We start from the raw sequence: 15,073 nt of genomic DNA on the forward strand, positions 1-15,073 counted from the left end.
GCGTCGCCCCCGGTCCGCCCCGGAACGGCCCGCGGGCGACGCCGAGCCCGAACCGGTGGGGGGCCGCAAACGCCGCTGGTTCCGCAGGCGGGGTGAGCGGTGAGCACACCCACCCGCGCCGCCTTTCCCGGAGCGGGTGCCCTGCGCGAAACCGGCAGGCTCTTCGCGCTCGGACTCGACGTGCTCCGGTTGCTGCCCAAACGCCCCTTCCAGTTCCGCGAGTTCGTCCAGCAGTGCTGGTTCATCGCCGGGGTGACGATCCTGCCCACCGCCCTGGTGGCGATTCCGTTCGGCGCCGTCATCGCGCTCCAGCTCGGGTCGCTGACCGAGCAGCTCGGCGCCCAGGCGTTCACCGGGGCCGCCAGCGTGCTGGCGATCATCCAGCAGGCCAGCCCCATCGTCACCGCGCTGCTCATCTCCGGGGCCGGGGGTTCGGCGATCTGCGCCGACCTCGGCTCCCGCAAGATCCGCGACGAGATCGACGCGATGGAGGTGCTCGGGGTCTCGCCGGTCCAACGGCTCGTGGTGCCGCGTGTGCTCGCGGCGATGCTGGTGGCGGTGCTGCTCAACGGGATGGTCAGCGTCGTCGGGGTGCTCGGGGGGTACTTCTTCAACGTGATCATGCAGGGCGGCACCCCCGGGGCCTACATGGCCAGTTTCGGGGCGCTGGCCCGGCTGTCCGACGTGTGGGTCGGCGAGTTCAAGGCGCTGGTCTTCGGGTTCATCGCGGGAGTCGTCGCCTCCTACCGCGGGCTCAACCCGCCGCCGGGGCCGAAAGGAGTGGGTGAGGCGGTGAACCAGTCGGTGGTGGTCACCTTCCTGCTGCTGTTCGCGGTGAACTTCATCGTCACGCTGCTGTACCTGCAGATCTTCCCGGCGCAGAGGATGTGAGGGCGATGACCACGATCCCCCGGCGCGTGCGCCGGATCGCGACCCGCCCGCTGCGCACGTTGGACGAGCTGGGCGACCAGATGGCCTTCTACCTGCGGGTGCTGGCCTGGATCCCCAAGGCGGTGCTGCGCTACTTCCGGGAGGTGCTGCGGCTGCTGGCCGAGGTCAGCTTCGGCAGCGGCGCGCTCGCGGTGATCGGCGGCACCGTCGGCGTGATGATCGGGCTGACCATGTTCACCGGCGTGGTGGTCGGGTTGCAGGGCTACGCCGCGCTGAACCAGCTCGGCACCGCCGCCTTCTCCGGCTTCGTCTCCGCCTACTTCAACACCCGCGAGATCGCCCCGCTGGTGGCCGGGCTCGCACTGTCGGCCACCGTGGGATCCGGTTTCACCGCCCAGCTCGGGGCCATGCGCATCTCCGACGAGATCGACGCGCTGGAGGTCATGGGCATTCCCAGCCTGCCCTACCTGGTCAGCACCCGGGTGGTGGCCGGGTTCGTGGCCGTCGTCCCGCTGTACGTGCTCGGGCTGCTCAGCTCCTACCTGGCCTCCCGCGCGGTCACGATCTTCGTGCACGGACAACCGGCCGGTACCTACGACACGTACTTCAACCTCTTCCTGCCACCGGAGGACGTGCTCTGGTCCTTCGGCAAAGTGCTCGTGTTCAGCGTGGTGGTGATCATGACGCATTGCTACTTCGGCTACCGCGCCAGCGGTGGCCCCGCCGGGGTGGGCGTCGCCGTCGGTCGTGCCGTGCGCACCGCGATCGTGTCCACGGCGGTACTGGACCTGCTGCTGAGCCTGGCCATCTGGGGCTCCACGACCACGGTGAGGATCGCGGGATGAGCAGGCGTGGGAAGGCGAACACGGTCACCCGTCGCCTCATGGGAGTGGCGCTGCTGATGAGCATGGTGCTGTTCGTCAGCCTGACCGTCGCCGTCTACAGGAAGGCCTTCGAACCGGCCGTGGAGGTGCGGCTGCGCGCGTCCTCCACCGGCAACCAGCTCAACCCGCGCTCGGACGTGAAGGTGCGCGGGATGCGGGTCGGCGAGGTGCGCGAGGTCGACGCCGATGGCCGGCGGGCGGTGCTGGAACTGGCCCTGGAGCCGGACAAGGCGGAGAAGATCCCCTCCAACGTGACCGCGCGGCTGCTTCCGACCTCGCTGTTCGGTTCGCGCTACGTGTCGCTGAGCATCCCGGAGGAACCGGCGCGGTCCTCGCTGTCCGACGGGGACGTGATCACCCAGGACCGCACCGAGGCCTCGGTGGAGCTGCAGAACGTGCTCTCCGAGACGCTCGACGTGCTGCGCGCGGTGCGGCCCTCGAAGCTGGCGAGCACGTTGGAGGCGCTGAACAGTGCCCTCGACGGGCGGGGCGAGGACCTGGGTCGGACCCTGAGCCGGCTCAACAGCTACCTGGAGGGATTCAACCCGGCCCTGCCCGACCTCGAACGCAGCCTCCGGGAGCTGGTCGGGGTGGCCGAGACCTACGAGGAGACCGCCCCGGACGTGCTCACCGCCCTGCGCGACCTGACCACCACCTCGAAGACCCTGGTCGAACAGCGCGCCGCCCTGTCCGAACTGACCGAACGGACCACCGGAACCTCCGACGACCTGAACGGTTTCCTGCGCGAGAACCGTGAGAACCTGATCCGGATCAACTCCTCGGCGCGGCCCACCCTGGACGTGCTCGCCGAGTACGCCCCCGAGTACCGCTGCTTCCTGCGGGACATGGCCGAGTTCATCCCCCGGATCGACCGGGCCTTCGGCAAGGGCACCGACGAACCCGGGCTGCACATCACTCTCGAGATCACCTCCGACCGCGGCAAGTACGTCCCCGGGCGGGACGAACCGGTCTACGGTGACCAACGCGGTCCCCGCTGCTACAACTTCGAGAACGCGCCCAGCCCTTTCCCCCAGTACCCGCCGGACGGGCCCGTCAAGGACGGCTCCTACAAGCCGCCTCCGGCGCGGACCTCCAACGAGGGGCTCAACCCTCCCTCCGGTGGGGAGGAGTACCTGCCCACCGGACAACGGGGGGAGGACGCCGCGGCGAGCACAGCGCCCCAGTCGGCGGGCGGCGGCGGTGACCTGGTCAACTCCGTGGCCGAGCAGAAGTTCATCGCCACTGTGCTCGCCCCGAGTCTGGGGGTCGAGCCCGGGGAGGTGCCGGACTGGAGCTCGCTGCTGGTCGGCCCGCTGCTGCGCGGAAACGAGGTGAGCTACCGATGAACGGGCGCTCCGTCACCGGACCGCTGGTCAAGTTCGCGGCCTTCGTGCTGGTGACCGTGCTGGCCACCGGCACCCTGGTGCTGACCATCTCCAACAGTGGACTGCGTTCGGCCGAAACCTACTCGGCGCTGTTCACCGACGTCACCGGGCTCAAGTCCGGGGACGACGTGCGGATCTCGGGAGTGCGGGTCGGCCAGGTGGAGGACATCGAGCTGGTCCGCCACGGAACGGCCAAAGTGGACTTCAGCGTTTCCGAGCGGAGACTGCCCCGCTCGGTGCGCGCCGAGATCCAGTGGCGCAACCTGATCGGAGAGCGCTACCTCGCCCTGGAACAGGGCACCGGCGAGGTCGACGAGTACCTGCAACGGGGCGCGACCATCCCGGTGGAGCGGACCCGGCCGCCGCTGGACCTCAACGCGCTGCTGGGAGGTTTCCAACCGCTGTTCCGGGCGCTGTCACCCGAGGAGGTCAACAAGCTCTCCTTCGAGATCATCCAGGTGTTGCAGGGCCAGTCCGGCACCGTGCGGAGCCTGTTGGCGCACACCGCCTCGCTGACCGAGACCATCGCCGCCAAGGACGAGGTGATCGGCCAGGTCGTCGACAACCTCAACAGCGTGCTGGGCACGGTCGACCAGCGGCGGCAGCAGCTGTCCGAGTCGGTGGCCACACTGCAGGAACTCGTCTCCGGACTCGCCGCCGACCGCGACGCGGTCGGCAGCGCCGTCGCGGCCATGGACGAGCTCACCAACACCACCGCCGACCTGGCCGGACAGGCCCGCGAACCGCTGCGCCAGGACATCGCCGGTCTCAGGGAGGTCTCCCGCAACCTCAACGAGAACAAGGAGGAGGTCCGCGACTTCCTGCGAACCACCCCGGACAAGCTCACCACGATCACCAGGACCGCCAGCTACGGCTCCTGGTTCAACTTCTACGTGTGCGAACTGTCCGGGACGGTCGGTGTCGGCGAGGCCGAACTGCCCCTGCCACTGATGCCGGTCACCCAGCCGAGGTGCCGATCATGAAATCCTTCCAGAAGCGAGATCCCATCGTCACGGGTGTGGCCGGGCTGCTGGTGCTGGCACTCGGGTTCCTGCTCGCGATGAACTACAAGAGTCTGCCCTTCGTCTCCGGAACCACCTACACGGCCCACTTCAGCGAGGCGGGCGGGCTCGCCGAGGGCGACACCGTCCGCATCGCCGGGGTGCGGGTCGGCACGGTTCAGGGGGTCGACCTCGACGGCGGGCACGTGAAGGTGACCTTCGACGTCTCCGACGCCTGGGTCGGCGACCGCACCCACGCGGCCATCAAGGTCGGAACCCTGCTGGGCAAGAAGTACCTCGCCCTGGACACCCGGGGAGAGGCACGACAGGACAGCTCCGAACCGATCCCGCTGCGGCGCACCATGTCGCCCTACGACGTGATCGAGACGTTCAGCCGACTGTCCGAGACCGTCGACGAGGTCGACACCGGCCAACTGGCCGAGAGCTTCCGCACCCTCTCGGAAACCTTCTCCGGAACCGGCGAGGACATGCGCGGCACCCTCCGTGGGCTGTCCCAGCTGTCCGAGACCGTGTCCGAACGGGACCGGAAACTGAAGGAACTGCTCGGCAAGACCAGCAGGGTCGCCACGACCGTGGCCGAACGCAACACCGAGATCGAGAAACTGCTGCGCGACAGCAACCACCTGCTGGCCGAGCTGCGTCAGCGCAGGGAAGCCATCCGGTCCCTGCTCGACGGGGTCGAGGAACTGTCCCGCCAGCTCACCGGTCTGGTCGAGGACAACCGGTCCCAGATCCAACCGGCCCTGAGGCAACTCGACGAGGTCACGAAGCTGCTGCGCGACAACCAACGGAACCTGGGCGAAACCATCGAACGCATGGCCCCGTTCACCAGGCTGTTCTCCAACGTGCTCGGCAACGGGCGCTGGTTCGACGTCTACCTGTGCGGGCTGCTGCCGCCCGCCGTCGGACCGGTCAACCAGGAGGGATGTCTGCCATGAGCCGATCGGGCGCGCCTTCGACCACCCGCGTGATCGCGCTGAGCAGCGTGCTCGCGCTGCTGGTCAGCGCAGCGGTGTGGTGGGTGTTCGTCGGAGTGGACCAGCGGCGCGTCGTCGCCTACTTCGACAACGCCGTGGGTCTCTACGAGGGAGGGGAGGTCCGGGTGCTCGGAGTGCGGGTGGGCAGCATCGACACGGTCACCCCCCAGCCCCGGCGCGTCCGGGTGGAGATGAGCGTGCGCCGCACCCTGGAGATCCCCGCCGACGCGAAAGCCGCGGTGATCTCGCCCAGCGTGGTCAGCGGACGTTTCGTGCAGCTCACCCCGGTCCACCAGGGCGGTCCGACCCTTCCCGACGGCGGAACCATACCGCTGGAACGCACCGTCACCCCCGTGGAGATCGACGAGGTCTACGAGAGCCTCAACGAGCTGTCCACAGCCCTCGGCCCGGAGGGGGCCAACTCCGACGGGGCGTTGAGCGAACTGCTCGACACCGGAGCGCGGAACCTGGACGGCAACGGCAAGCTGCTCTCCAACACCCTGCGCGACCTGGGCGAACTCGGCGACACCCTGTCCGGCAACAGCGAGGAGCTGTTCGACACGGTGGACAAGCTGCAGAAGATCACCTCGAACCTCGCCGACAACGACGGGCAGGTGCGCAGGTTCAACAGCCAGATGCGCGAGATCAACAGCCTGCTGGCCGGCCAACGCGACGACCTGGACCGGGCACTGTCCGAACTGGCCGTGGCGCTGCAGAAGGTGAACTCCTTCGTGCGGGACAACCGGGAGAAGGTGCACAGCAACGTCGAGCAGCTCGCCTCGATCGCCGAGGTGGTCTCCCGGCAGAACGCGGCGCTGCGGGAAACCCTGACCAACGCCCCGCTGGCGCTGGGCAACCTGCAGAACTCCTACAACGCCGCCTCGGGAACCCTGGACACCAGGGCCAACCTCAACGAGCTGCGCCAGCCTCCGCTGGTGCTGCTGTGCAAGCTGTTCCAACAGATCCGCCCCGAAGCCGGTGGGCAGCGGGACCGCGCCGTGGAGGTGCCCCGGGGACTGCGTTCCGGCTGCGACTCGGTGCGGGAGTTCACCGGCAACGGCGGACGGCTGCCCGACCCCGCCGAGACGATCTCCGAACTGCAACGTGGCGGGCGTCCCGACCTTCCGCTGCCGCTGCGGCGCAGCAGCGACCGGATCTTCGGTGACTCGGACGGGACCGGTTCGAAAGGACAGGGCTGATGGCCAAGGCGGACGGATCCCCGCGCACGAACCGCCGCCCGCGCTCGGCGGTGGTGCCGGTCCTGCTCGCACCGCTGCTGCTCACCGCGGGCTGCGGACTCGGCGACTTCGAGGGGGTGCACAGCATGCCCCTGCCCGGCGGGGCGGACGTGGGCAGCGACCCCTACACGGTCGAGGCGCGTTTCGACGACGTCACCGACCTCGTCCCCAACGCGGGCGTGCAGGTCAACGACGTGCCGGTCGGCCGGGTCTCCGAGGTCGACCTCGGAGACGACTCGTGGCAGGCCGAAGTGACCATGCTGGTCCACTCGAAGGTCGACCTGCCGGAGAACGCGCTGGCCAGGATCGAACAGTCCAGCCTGCTCGGGGAGAAGTACGTGGAGCTGTACCCGCCGCCGGAGACGGAACGGCCCACCGGCAGCCTCGGTGACGGCGACGTGATCCCGATCGAACGCACCGGACGCGGCCCCGAGGTCGAGGAAGTGCTCGGCGCCCTGTCCCTGCTGCTCAACGGCGGAGCCATCGGCAAGGTGCACAACATCGCCTCCGAACTGAACGAGGCCCTCGACGGCCGCGAGGCCGAGGTGCGCGGGCTGCTGGACAACATGAACCAGCTGGTGGGGGAGTTGGACGCCAACAAGGACGAGATCACCGCCGCCCTGGACAGCGTGAACCGGCTCAGCGCCACGCTGCGCAGGCAGCGCGACAACATCGACACCGCGCTGACCGACCTGCGCCCGGGACTGGAGGTGCTGAACAACCAGCGCGAACAACTGGTGACCATGCTGGAGTCACTGGACCGGCTCTCCGGGGTGGCCACCGAGGTGGTCAACCAGACCAAACAGGACGTCCTGCACAACCTGCGACAGCTGCAACCCGTGCTGCGCAACCTGGCCGCAGCCGGTTCGGACCTGCCGAAGTCGCTGGAGGTGCTGCTGACCTACCCGTTCACCGACTCGGCCGTCCAGGGCGTCAAGGGTGACTACACCAACCTCTACATCGACGCCGACCTCAACCTGAGCCGGATCGCCGAGAACCTGGGACGCAGCAGACAACCCCTGATCGACCTTCCCGGCGAGTCCTCCAGCTCCCAGCTTCCCGACCTGCCGCTGCCGCTGTCCGGCGGGGACTCCGCACCCGCGCCGCCGGAGGAGCCGACCGAGGACGCACCGGAGCCGGAGGACGAACCGCAGCGGAAACCGGACTCCGGCGGCGACGGGCCGCTGGGTTTCCTGTTCGGAGGTGACTGATGCTCACCCGCGGAGCACGCGCGAAGATCGCCGCCTTCCTCGTCGTGGCACTGGTGGGAGTCAGCTACGCCGGGGCCAGGTACGCGGAGCTGGACAGGCTGTTCGGGCCACGGGGCTACGTGGTGACGATGAAGGTGGCCGGCTCGGGCGGGATCTTCCCCAACGCCGAGGTGACCTACCGGGGGGTGCGGGTCGGACGGGTCGGCGAACTCCGCCTCACCGAGGAGGGCGTCGAGGTGCCGCTGGACATCGAACCCTCCGCGCCCGAGATCCCCGCCGACGTGCGGGCCGTGGTGGCCAACCGCTCGGTGGTCGGCGAGCAGTACGTGGACCTGCGCCCCCGCAGCGAGGGCGAACCCTACCTGCACGAGGGATCGGTCATCCGGAGACGGGACACCAGCACCCCGCTGCCCGTGGAGGAGCTGCTGGGCAACGTGAACTCCCTCGTCGAGTCCGTGCCGGAGGACTCGCTGCGCACCGTGGTCGACGAACTCGGAACCGCCTTCGAGGGCAACGGTGAACACCTGCAACGGGTGTTGGACACCACCGGGGAGTTCACCGCCGAGGCACAGCGTCACCTGCCCCAGACCAGGAAACTGCTCGCCGACGCGACCACGGTGCTGGAGACCCAGAACGACCAGTCCTCGGCCATCCGCTCGTTCAGCTCGGACCTGCGGCTGGTCGCCGAACAGCTGCGCGCCTCCGACGGGGACATCCGCAGGGTGCTGCGCCGTGGCCCCCGGGCCGCGCGCCAGGTCGGCGACGTGCTGGACGAGACCGGCCCGGAGCTCTCGGCGCTGCTGACCCACGGTGTTCCCACCGCCCGGGCCCTGGCGGACAACAACGCCGGACTGGAGCAGATGTTCGTCACCTATCCGGCCGTCACGGCGGGCGGGTTCACCGTCGCCCCCGGCGACGCCACCGCGCACTTCGGACTGGCCCTCAACGTTTTCGACCCGCTGCCCTGCGTCTACGACGGAACCGAACGCCGCGCGGGCAACGAGCTCGCCCCGGTTCCGCTGAACAGCGACGCGCGCTGCGAGGTTCCCGAGGACAGCCCGACCACGGTGCGCGGGGCCCGCAACGCCCCCGAGGGGCGGCGCTGAGTACGGACGAGCACGAGCGGCCTCGGCGCGGTCCACCGCCCGGACCGGGAAAGCCGGTCCCCCACGGGGACACGGGGCCGTGACCGAGCAGCGTTGCCGAGTCGGGAAAGGAATCCCATGAACACGACGGACTCACCGACGACCAGGCCCGCACGGTGGTGGACCGTGCCGACCGCCGCGGCGCTGCTGGCGCTCAGCGTGCTCGCGGCGGGCTGGTTCGGTGTCTCCTGGGCACTGGCGGCCCACGACTCCTCCGTCGAGCTGGCGGCCACCCGTGACCGGGTGCTGCGGGCGGGCAGGCAGGCGGTGATCAACTACAACTCGATCGACCACAACCGGGCGCGGCAGGACATGGACCGGGCGCTGCGGGGTACCACCGGCCCGCTGCGCGACGTGCTGGAGAACAGCCGCGAACAGCGTGTCGGACAGATCACGGAGAAGAAGGCCGTCATGCGCGCGAAAGTGCTGGACTCGGCCCTGACCGAGCTCAACGTCCGCGCGGGCAAGGCCCGGATGATCGCCGGCTACACGATCACCCGCACGGTCGACGGGGGCAAGCCGTCGACCAGCCGCTGGCGGGTTCGCGTGGAACTCACCAGAACGGACCAGAAGTGGAAGATGAGCAGGATGACCCCGACCGCGCTGTAGGAAGCCCGCACCCCCGGGGAAGTGGTCCCGGGTTCGTCCGAGCACCCCGCCGGAGAGGCCCACGCGGCCCCGGCGGTTCCGAGTCGTTTCGAGGAGACGCCGTGAACGTTCCACGTCGCGCCGCACGCAGCCGCGGCGACGCTCCCTCCCGCAAGCCGCGTGTCGCCGGGACCAGGAAACGGGCTCCCGCCCGCGAAGAGGAGGTCGACGCGCGCGAGGACGGCGTGAGCCCCGCCGAACGGGACACCGCCCCCGAGGGGGAACGGGATACCGACATCCCCGAGCGGCACCGGCCGGACACCGAAACCCCCACCGGAACCGAGGACACCGGCGAGCCCGGGGACACGGCCGAGGAGGGGACTTCCGCCGAGCACGCGCGGGACTCCTCGGGGCGGGAGGAGCCCGCCGGACGGGTGGGGGAGGCCGTCTCGGCACCGTCCGGGACGGCGGAGCATCCCGAGACGGACACACGGCCCGCCGAGGACACGGCCACGGAGACCACCGAGGACGCTGCTGCGCGGCCCGCCGAGGACGACTCCGGTCGGCGTGGCTGGTTCTCCCCGTCGAGCAGGCCGACGACGGTGGCCGGAGTGCTGCTGGTGCTGGCCCTCGGCGTGGGCGGGCTGGCCTACTGGTTCCACGAGCGGGCGCACTCCTTGCGCCACGAGGGACCGGCGGCCAACGAGGCGCTCGTCGACGAGGCCGCCACCAGCGAGGTCAAGGGCCGGATCAGCACCGCCGTGGAGAAGCTGTTCTCCTACGACTACTCGAACGTGGAGAAGACGGACAAGGCCGCCGAGCAGTTCCTGACCGGCGAGGCCGTCGAGCAGTACGACACCATGTTCGAAACCGTGCGCGAGCAGGCCCCCGAGCAGAAGATGGTGCTCACCAGCACCGTCACCAACGCCGGAGTCACCCTGTTGCAGGACGACCGCGCCGAGGTGCTGCTGTTCGTCAACCAGGACGCCACCAGCACGGCCAACGGCAAGAGCGGAGTGTATCCCGCCCAGCTCACGGTGCGGGCGGAGAAACGCGACGGCACGTGGAAGATCACCGACATGTCGCAGTTCTCCGGCTGAGCCCCGCCCGCCTTCGGGCACCATGAGGGTGTGCGCGTGGAACTGCTCTGCTCACCGGACTGCCCGAACCGACAGCCCGCCCGGGAACGCCTCGACGAGGCCCTGGCCGCCCTGGGCGTGGCCGAGGCCGTGGTCGAGACCCGCTCCGTGGCCACGCACGAGGACGCCGAGGCGCTGCGCTTCCCCGGTTCCCCCACCTTCCGCGTCGACGGTCACGACCCCTTCCCCGTCGAAGGGGCCACGGGCGGGCTGAGTTGCCGGATCTACCACACCCCCGACGGGCCGGCGGGGGTTCCCACGGTCGCCCAGCTCGTCCGGGCGCTGGAACGGGCCCACTGAGCCCACCCAACCGGCCGCGAGCGGGCGGTGCCGCCGCTCATCGGCGGGCGAGCTCGGTGCCCAGCTCGTACAGCCGCGAACACCCCTCCAGACGCCGCAGCTGCCGCTCCGGCAGCGCGGTGGCACCACAGCGCGCTCCCGCCAGCGCCCCGGCCATGCTCGCCACGGTGTCGGTGTCCCCACCGGCCCTGATCGCGAAACGCACCGCCTCCCGTGGGGAGTCCGGGTGCAGCAGGAACGTCAGCAGGGCCAGCGGCACGGAACCGACCGCGCTCACGTCGTTGCCGAGCAGCTCCGCGGCCCGCTCGGGCGTGGACACCCCCGTGGCGGAGTCCACCTGTTCCAACAGGGAGAACCAGCGCGGATCACCGCAGGCACCGGCCACCACGTCCAGGAACCGCCGCCGTTCGGTGGTCGGGTCGGGACTGCCGGAGAGCGCGAGCCACGCGGCGCAGGCCTGCACCGCAGCCCCGTGGAAACCGTCCGGGTGGGTGTGGGTGATCCGACCGCTCCGGCGGCCGAGCTCGGCCGCCTCACCCACGTCGGAGGCGACCAGCGCCACCGGAGCCACCCGCATCGCCCCTCCGTTGCCGAAGGAACCCGAACCGCCGAACAGGCGCCCGGCCGCCCGCTGCCAGTGGACACCGGCCAGGATCTCCCCGAAGACGTCCCGCACGGCCCCGCCCCAGCCGCGTCCCGGCTCGGCCCGCCAGGCCAGGGCGAAGTTCTCGGCCAGCGTGTCCTCGTGGAGACCGTTGCCGGCTCCCCGGTCGAGCAGGTGCTCGGCCAGCACGAGCGTCAACACCGTGTCGTCGGTGTAGGGCAGCTCTCCGGTGCCCGCCTCCAGCTCGTCCAGCAGGTCCTCCGGGACACGGGACCTGCCCTCGAAGGGCGCCCCCAGCGCGTCCCCCAGCGCTGCCCCGAGCAGCAGCCCGCGTGCCCGGTCGGCCGGATCGTGCGTGCTCACCGAATCCCTCCGTCGGGTCCCTCGAAAACGTGCGTGGCGACCGCGACGCGGCCTCAGCGCCCCGCGTGGACGTAGCCCGCCCAGAGCGAGGGGGTGTCCGGGTAGCGGCGGCGCAGTCTGCGCACCACCCCGCTGAGCACGGTCGGGCTCCACCCGTAGCGGAACTCCCCGTCCTGGGAGAGTTCCGCGTACACGGCCGAGAGCACGTCCTCGGCGGCTCCCCGGTTGATCACCCACAGGGTACCGATCACGTGCACGAACCCGAGGAAGGCGAACGCGTCGGCCAGGGTGAACGCGGCGGCCGAGGGGGTCTCCCTGGTGCGGCACCGCGCCAGGCAGGCGAAGCGGGCGTTGCCGAAGTCGTACTGGCCCAGTTCCAGCAGGTTCAGCGCCAGCTCACGCTCCTCCCGGTCCAGCACCAGGCTCGCCGCGGGTCGGGCCGCGTTCTGCGTGCTGGGCTCACAGACGTGCACCGAGGCGTGGCGGCGCAGCGCGGCGACCACGTCCTCGGCGGTGTGCTCCCCGTTGGCCAGCATGGTCGCCGACGGCCAGTGCCGTGCCGGGATCCGCGCGGGGTGTTCGGCGTGCTGCTGGTCCGGCGGACCCACCACGAGCGAGCCCCCGCCGCCGGAGTCGCCGCGGGAGGCGGTCTCCAGCAGGGTGCGCAGGCCGGGGGTGTAGGAGGACACGACCCGGTCCAGGGCCGAGTCCCCCTCCGCCGAGGTGGCCGCGTGCAGCGGCAGGAAGGAGCAGGGGCCCTGGCAGCTCCACCAGAGGCGGGGCCAGCGCACCCCCTGGGCCGGCGTGCGGGTGTAGCCCATGCGGTCGAGCACGGGACGGGTGATGCTGTGCCACACCCAGTCGAGGGTCTCGGCCAGGGCGTGTTCGCTCTCCGCGGTGCGCTGACTCCGCTGGGCGGCGTCGAGCACGGTCTCCGCGTGCCGCTCCGCCGACTCGGGGGAGGCCGCGGGCAGGTTGACCACCATGGCGCGCCCGCCGAACACGATGATCGCGTCCGAGCGGTACCTGCTGAGGTTGACCAGCACCACCGCGCCCTGGTCGTTGGCCTCGGCCAGGCGGGCGAACTCCAGGGGGACCATGGTCCGCCCGTGGCCGTCCTCGGCGCGTATCTCCTCCAGCAGCTCCTGCCAGGTCGTGGCCAACCAGCGGCGCTCCTCCACCTCGGTGCCCAGGTCGGTGTCGCTGAGCACGGGCTCCTCACCAGGGCGGTCCAGCAGGCGGCGCAGCCGCACGGCGGCGGTGGCCAGGTCGGGATGGGTGCGGTTCAGCCGTCCCAGCTCGCCGCCGCCCGGCAGCAGCTCGGAGAACAGCGCGGCCCGGCCGTGCTCCAGCAGTTCCACGGCCCGTTCCGGTTTGCCGACCTCCAGGGCGCAGGCCGCCGCGTCGGCGGTCACGTGGGCCCAGCGGCGCTGCACCGCCGAGCTCGCCACCGCCCGTTTGCCCTGGGTGACCAGCGGCAGCAGCTCCACCGCGAGAGTGAACGAGTCGAGCGCCTCCGACCACCGGTGGGCGTGGGCGGCCAGCCTGCCGCAGAGGTTGGCCGCCCTGAGCCGCTGGTCGGCGGGACCGGTGGGCAGGGTGGCGGCCTCGGTCAGTGTCCGGCGGGCCCAGCGGTACGTCTTCTTCCGGCCGGTCCTGCGGTAGAGGGTCTGCAGGGCGCGACCGAGGTGCGTGGCCACCGCCACCCGCTCGGGGGCGGAGTCCGGCATGGCGATCAACGCCCGGTCGAACATCTCGATCGCCGTCTCCAGCTCCTCGGCCTCCCCGGTGATCCGGTGGCGGTGTGCCGCGATCACGCCCAGCTGGGCGTAGGAGGTGTACTGCGGGGCGGTGCGGGCCTCCGAGGAGCGCAGCGCCTCGTCGGCCAGTTCCGCCGCCCGGTCCAGGTCCCCCCGGTCCTCGGCCCGTTCGAACCTGGTGATGAGCGTGGAGACCAGCGAGTTCAGCACCGCGCACCGCTGCCTCGGCGGGGCCTCGGCCTCCACGGCGGCCTCTCCGGCGGCCACGGCCGTGTCCAGGGCCGCCGTGTTGCCCCCGTGCAGGTAGTGCCTGCGGGCCAGGGCGCCGTAGCTGGCCAGGGCCACGGCGCGGTTCGGGTCGTCGGCGGCGAGGTCGCGCATCATCGGGCTGACGGACCGCAGCGCCCGGTACAGGTTGTTCTGTTCCCCGCTGCTGTCCAGGTGTTCCACCGTGGTGGAGGTGAGGTTCCAGACCAGCCGACCGAGCAGCAGGTTGCCCTGGTCGAGGTTGTCGAGCATCCCGAACAGCTCGTCGATCGCCGACTGCAGGTCGTTCAGGTCGCCACGCTGCCGGTAGCGCAGCCGCAGCGCCTCGGCGAGGCGCACCAGCACGGAACGGCGGTGCTGACCCTCCGGCAGCAGTCCCACCCCCTTGCCCAGGGAGGTGATCCCCTCGTCCAGGTCGCTGGGTTCGGCGTTGCGTTCGTGCCTGCGCAGCAGGGCCAGCCCCAGGCTGGTCAGCAGGTCCGGGTCGTCGGCGGAGGAGGCGCTCCGGGCGGCCCGGAAGACGTCGATCGACTCGTCGTCGGACTCGTTGTCGGTGGCCAGCCGCGCGTGGGACTTCAGGGCGTTGCCGAGGCGCAGCAGCGCCGTCGCGCGGTGCTTGCCCCGTCCCTCGGGGTCGTTGGCGGCGTCGGCCTCCCCCAGCCGCTCCACGGCGCGGCGGCCCGCGCGCACGGCGTCGGCGGCCAGCTGCGCGGACTCCTTCCGGTTGGCGCAGTCCGTGCGGGCCAGGGCGAGGTTGCTCAGGTAGAGCACCGCGTCCGGGTCGTCGGGGTGGGCCGAGTTCGCCGCCGAGCGGTAGTAGGTGATCGCGTCCTCCAGGTGGGCCGGGTCACCCGAGGCCAGGTGGGCCAGCTGCGCGGCGCTGCCCAGGTTGTTGAGGACGCTGGGGCGGGAGGGGTCGTTCTCCGGCAGCGCGCTGACCGTGGCGCGCAGCACCTCGGTAACCCAGGACAGCGCCTGGAAGTCGAAGGTGGCCATCATGTGGTTGAGCGCGGTGAGGGCCTCGGCGTAGCGCTGCTGGGGCGTCTGTTCCTCGCCGCCCGCACGGGAGAGCTGTTTCGTGGCCTCGGCCGGTTCCTCGGCGGTGGTGAACCAGCTGTTCCCGGTGTCCGCGGGGCGCTCGGGGGGCGTCGCTGGTGACCGGCTGTTCTCGTGGAACGGCTGATTCCGCTGGTGCCGCTGGTTGTCCATCCTGTTCTCCCGTGTCACCGCTGGTGTGGAACCGAGGCTGTGGGTCTTCGAGGGTGGCGGCCGGTATCCCGTAAGATCGTGGCTCACGCA

General features: G+C 70.9%; 13 protein-coding genes. 11 read left to right on the plus strand and 2 right to left on the minus strand.

The window, feature by feature from the left end; all coding sequences use genetic code 11:
* Positions 1 to 99: 99 nt before the first annotated feature.
* From CEP50_RS17595 to CEP50_RS17645, 11 genes are all read left to right on the plus strand, one after another.
* The gene (locus CEP50_RS17595; protein ID WP_106115045.1) at positions 100 to 891 is read left to right on the plus strand and encodes an MlaE family ABC transporter permease; all 792 of its coding nucleotides are present in this window, start codon (positions 100 to 102) and stop codon (positions 889 to 891) included.
* Between the two features lie 5 nt (positions 892 to 896).
* Positions 897 to 1,736: an MlaE family ABC transporter permease gene (locus CEP50_RS17600; protein ID WP_106115046.1), complete on the plus strand. Its 840-nt coding sequence runs from the start codon at positions 897 to 899 to the stop codon at positions 1,734 to 1,736.
* Complete coding sequence (locus CEP50_RS17605) at positions 1,733 to 3,121, plus strand: MCE family protein (RefSeq protein WP_106115047.1); 1,389 nt, start codon at positions 1,733 to 1,735, stop codon at positions 3,119 to 3,121. Before CEP50_RS17600 ends, CEP50_RS17605 begins: the two co-directional genes overlap by 4 nt.
* Positions 3,118 to 4,143 carry an MCE family protein gene (locus CEP50_RS17610; protein WP_106115048.1) on the plus strand — a complete coding sequence of 342 codons (1,026 nt, stop codon included), beginning with the start codon at positions 3,118 to 3,120 and terminating at the stop codon, positions 4,141 to 4,143. Before CEP50_RS17605 ends, CEP50_RS17610 begins: the two co-directional genes overlap by 4 nt.
* Positions 4,140 to 5,120 (plus strand): MCE family protein, encoded by a 981-nt coding sequence (locus CEP50_RS17615; protein WP_106115049.1) that lies wholly within the window; start codon positions 4,140 to 4,142, stop codon positions 5,118 to 5,120. Before CEP50_RS17610 ends, CEP50_RS17615 begins: the two co-directional genes overlap by 4 nt.
* Positions 5,117 to 6,358 carry an MCE family protein gene (locus CEP50_RS17620; protein WP_106115050.1) on the plus strand — a complete coding sequence of 414 codons (1,242 nt, stop codon included), beginning with the start codon at positions 5,117 to 5,119 and terminating at the stop codon, positions 6,356 to 6,358. The genes CEP50_RS17615 and CEP50_RS17620 overlap by 4 nt, the downstream gene beginning before the upstream one ends.
* Complete coding sequence (locus CEP50_RS17625) at positions 6,358 to 7,608, plus strand: MCE family protein (protein WP_106115051.1); 1,251 nt, start codon at positions 6,358 to 6,360, stop codon at positions 7,606 to 7,608. The genes CEP50_RS17620 and CEP50_RS17625 overlap by 1 nt, the downstream gene beginning before the upstream one ends.
* Entirely contained in the window at positions 7,608 to 8,714 is a 1,107-nt protein-coding gene (locus tag CEP50_RS17630) for an MlaD family protein (protein WP_106115052.1), read from the plus strand. The genes CEP50_RS17625 and CEP50_RS17630 overlap by 1 nt, the downstream gene beginning before the upstream one ends.
* 117 nt (positions 8,715 to 8,831) lie before the next feature.
* Positions 8,832 to 9,362 (plus strand): hypothetical protein, encoded by a 531-nt coding sequence (locus CEP50_RS17635; protein ID WP_106115053.1) that lies wholly within the window; start codon positions 8,832 to 8,834, stop codon positions 9,360 to 9,362.
* Positions 9,363 to 9,463: 101 nt separating this feature from the next.
* Entirely contained in the window at positions 9,464 to 10,441 is a 978-nt protein-coding gene (locus CEP50_RS17640) for a hypothetical protein (RefSeq protein WP_106115054.1), read from the plus strand.
* Between the two features lie 30 nt (positions 10,442 to 10,471).
* The gene (locus CEP50_RS17645) at positions 10,472 to 10,780 is read left to right on the plus strand and encodes a DF family (seleno)protein (RefSeq protein ID WP_106115055.1); all 309 of its coding nucleotides are present in this window, start codon (positions 10,472 to 10,474) and stop codon (positions 10,778 to 10,780) included.
* Positions 10,781 to 10,817: 37 nt separating this feature from the next.
* On the opposite strand, the gene CEP50_RS17650 is transcribed toward CEP50_RS17645, so the two are convergent.
* On the minus strand, positions 10,818 to 11,747 hold the full coding sequence (locus CEP50_RS17650) for an ADP-ribosylglycohydrolase family protein (RefSeq protein WP_106115056.1): 930 nt from the start codon (positions 11,745 to 11,747) through the stop codon (positions 10,818 to 10,820).
* Between the two features lie 53 nt (positions 11,748 to 11,800).
* Entirely contained in the window at positions 11,801 to 14,983 is a 3,183-nt protein-coding gene (locus CEP50_RS17655) for a CHAT domain-containing protein (protein WP_106115057.1), read from the minus strand.
* Between the last annotated feature and the right edge of the window lie 90 nt (positions 14,984 to 15,073).

Source organism: Actinopolyspora mortivallis (assembly GCF_003001495.1).
GTDB lineage: Bacteria > Actinomycetota > Actinomycetes > Mycobacteriales > Pseudonocardiaceae > Actinopolyspora > Actinopolyspora mortivallis_A.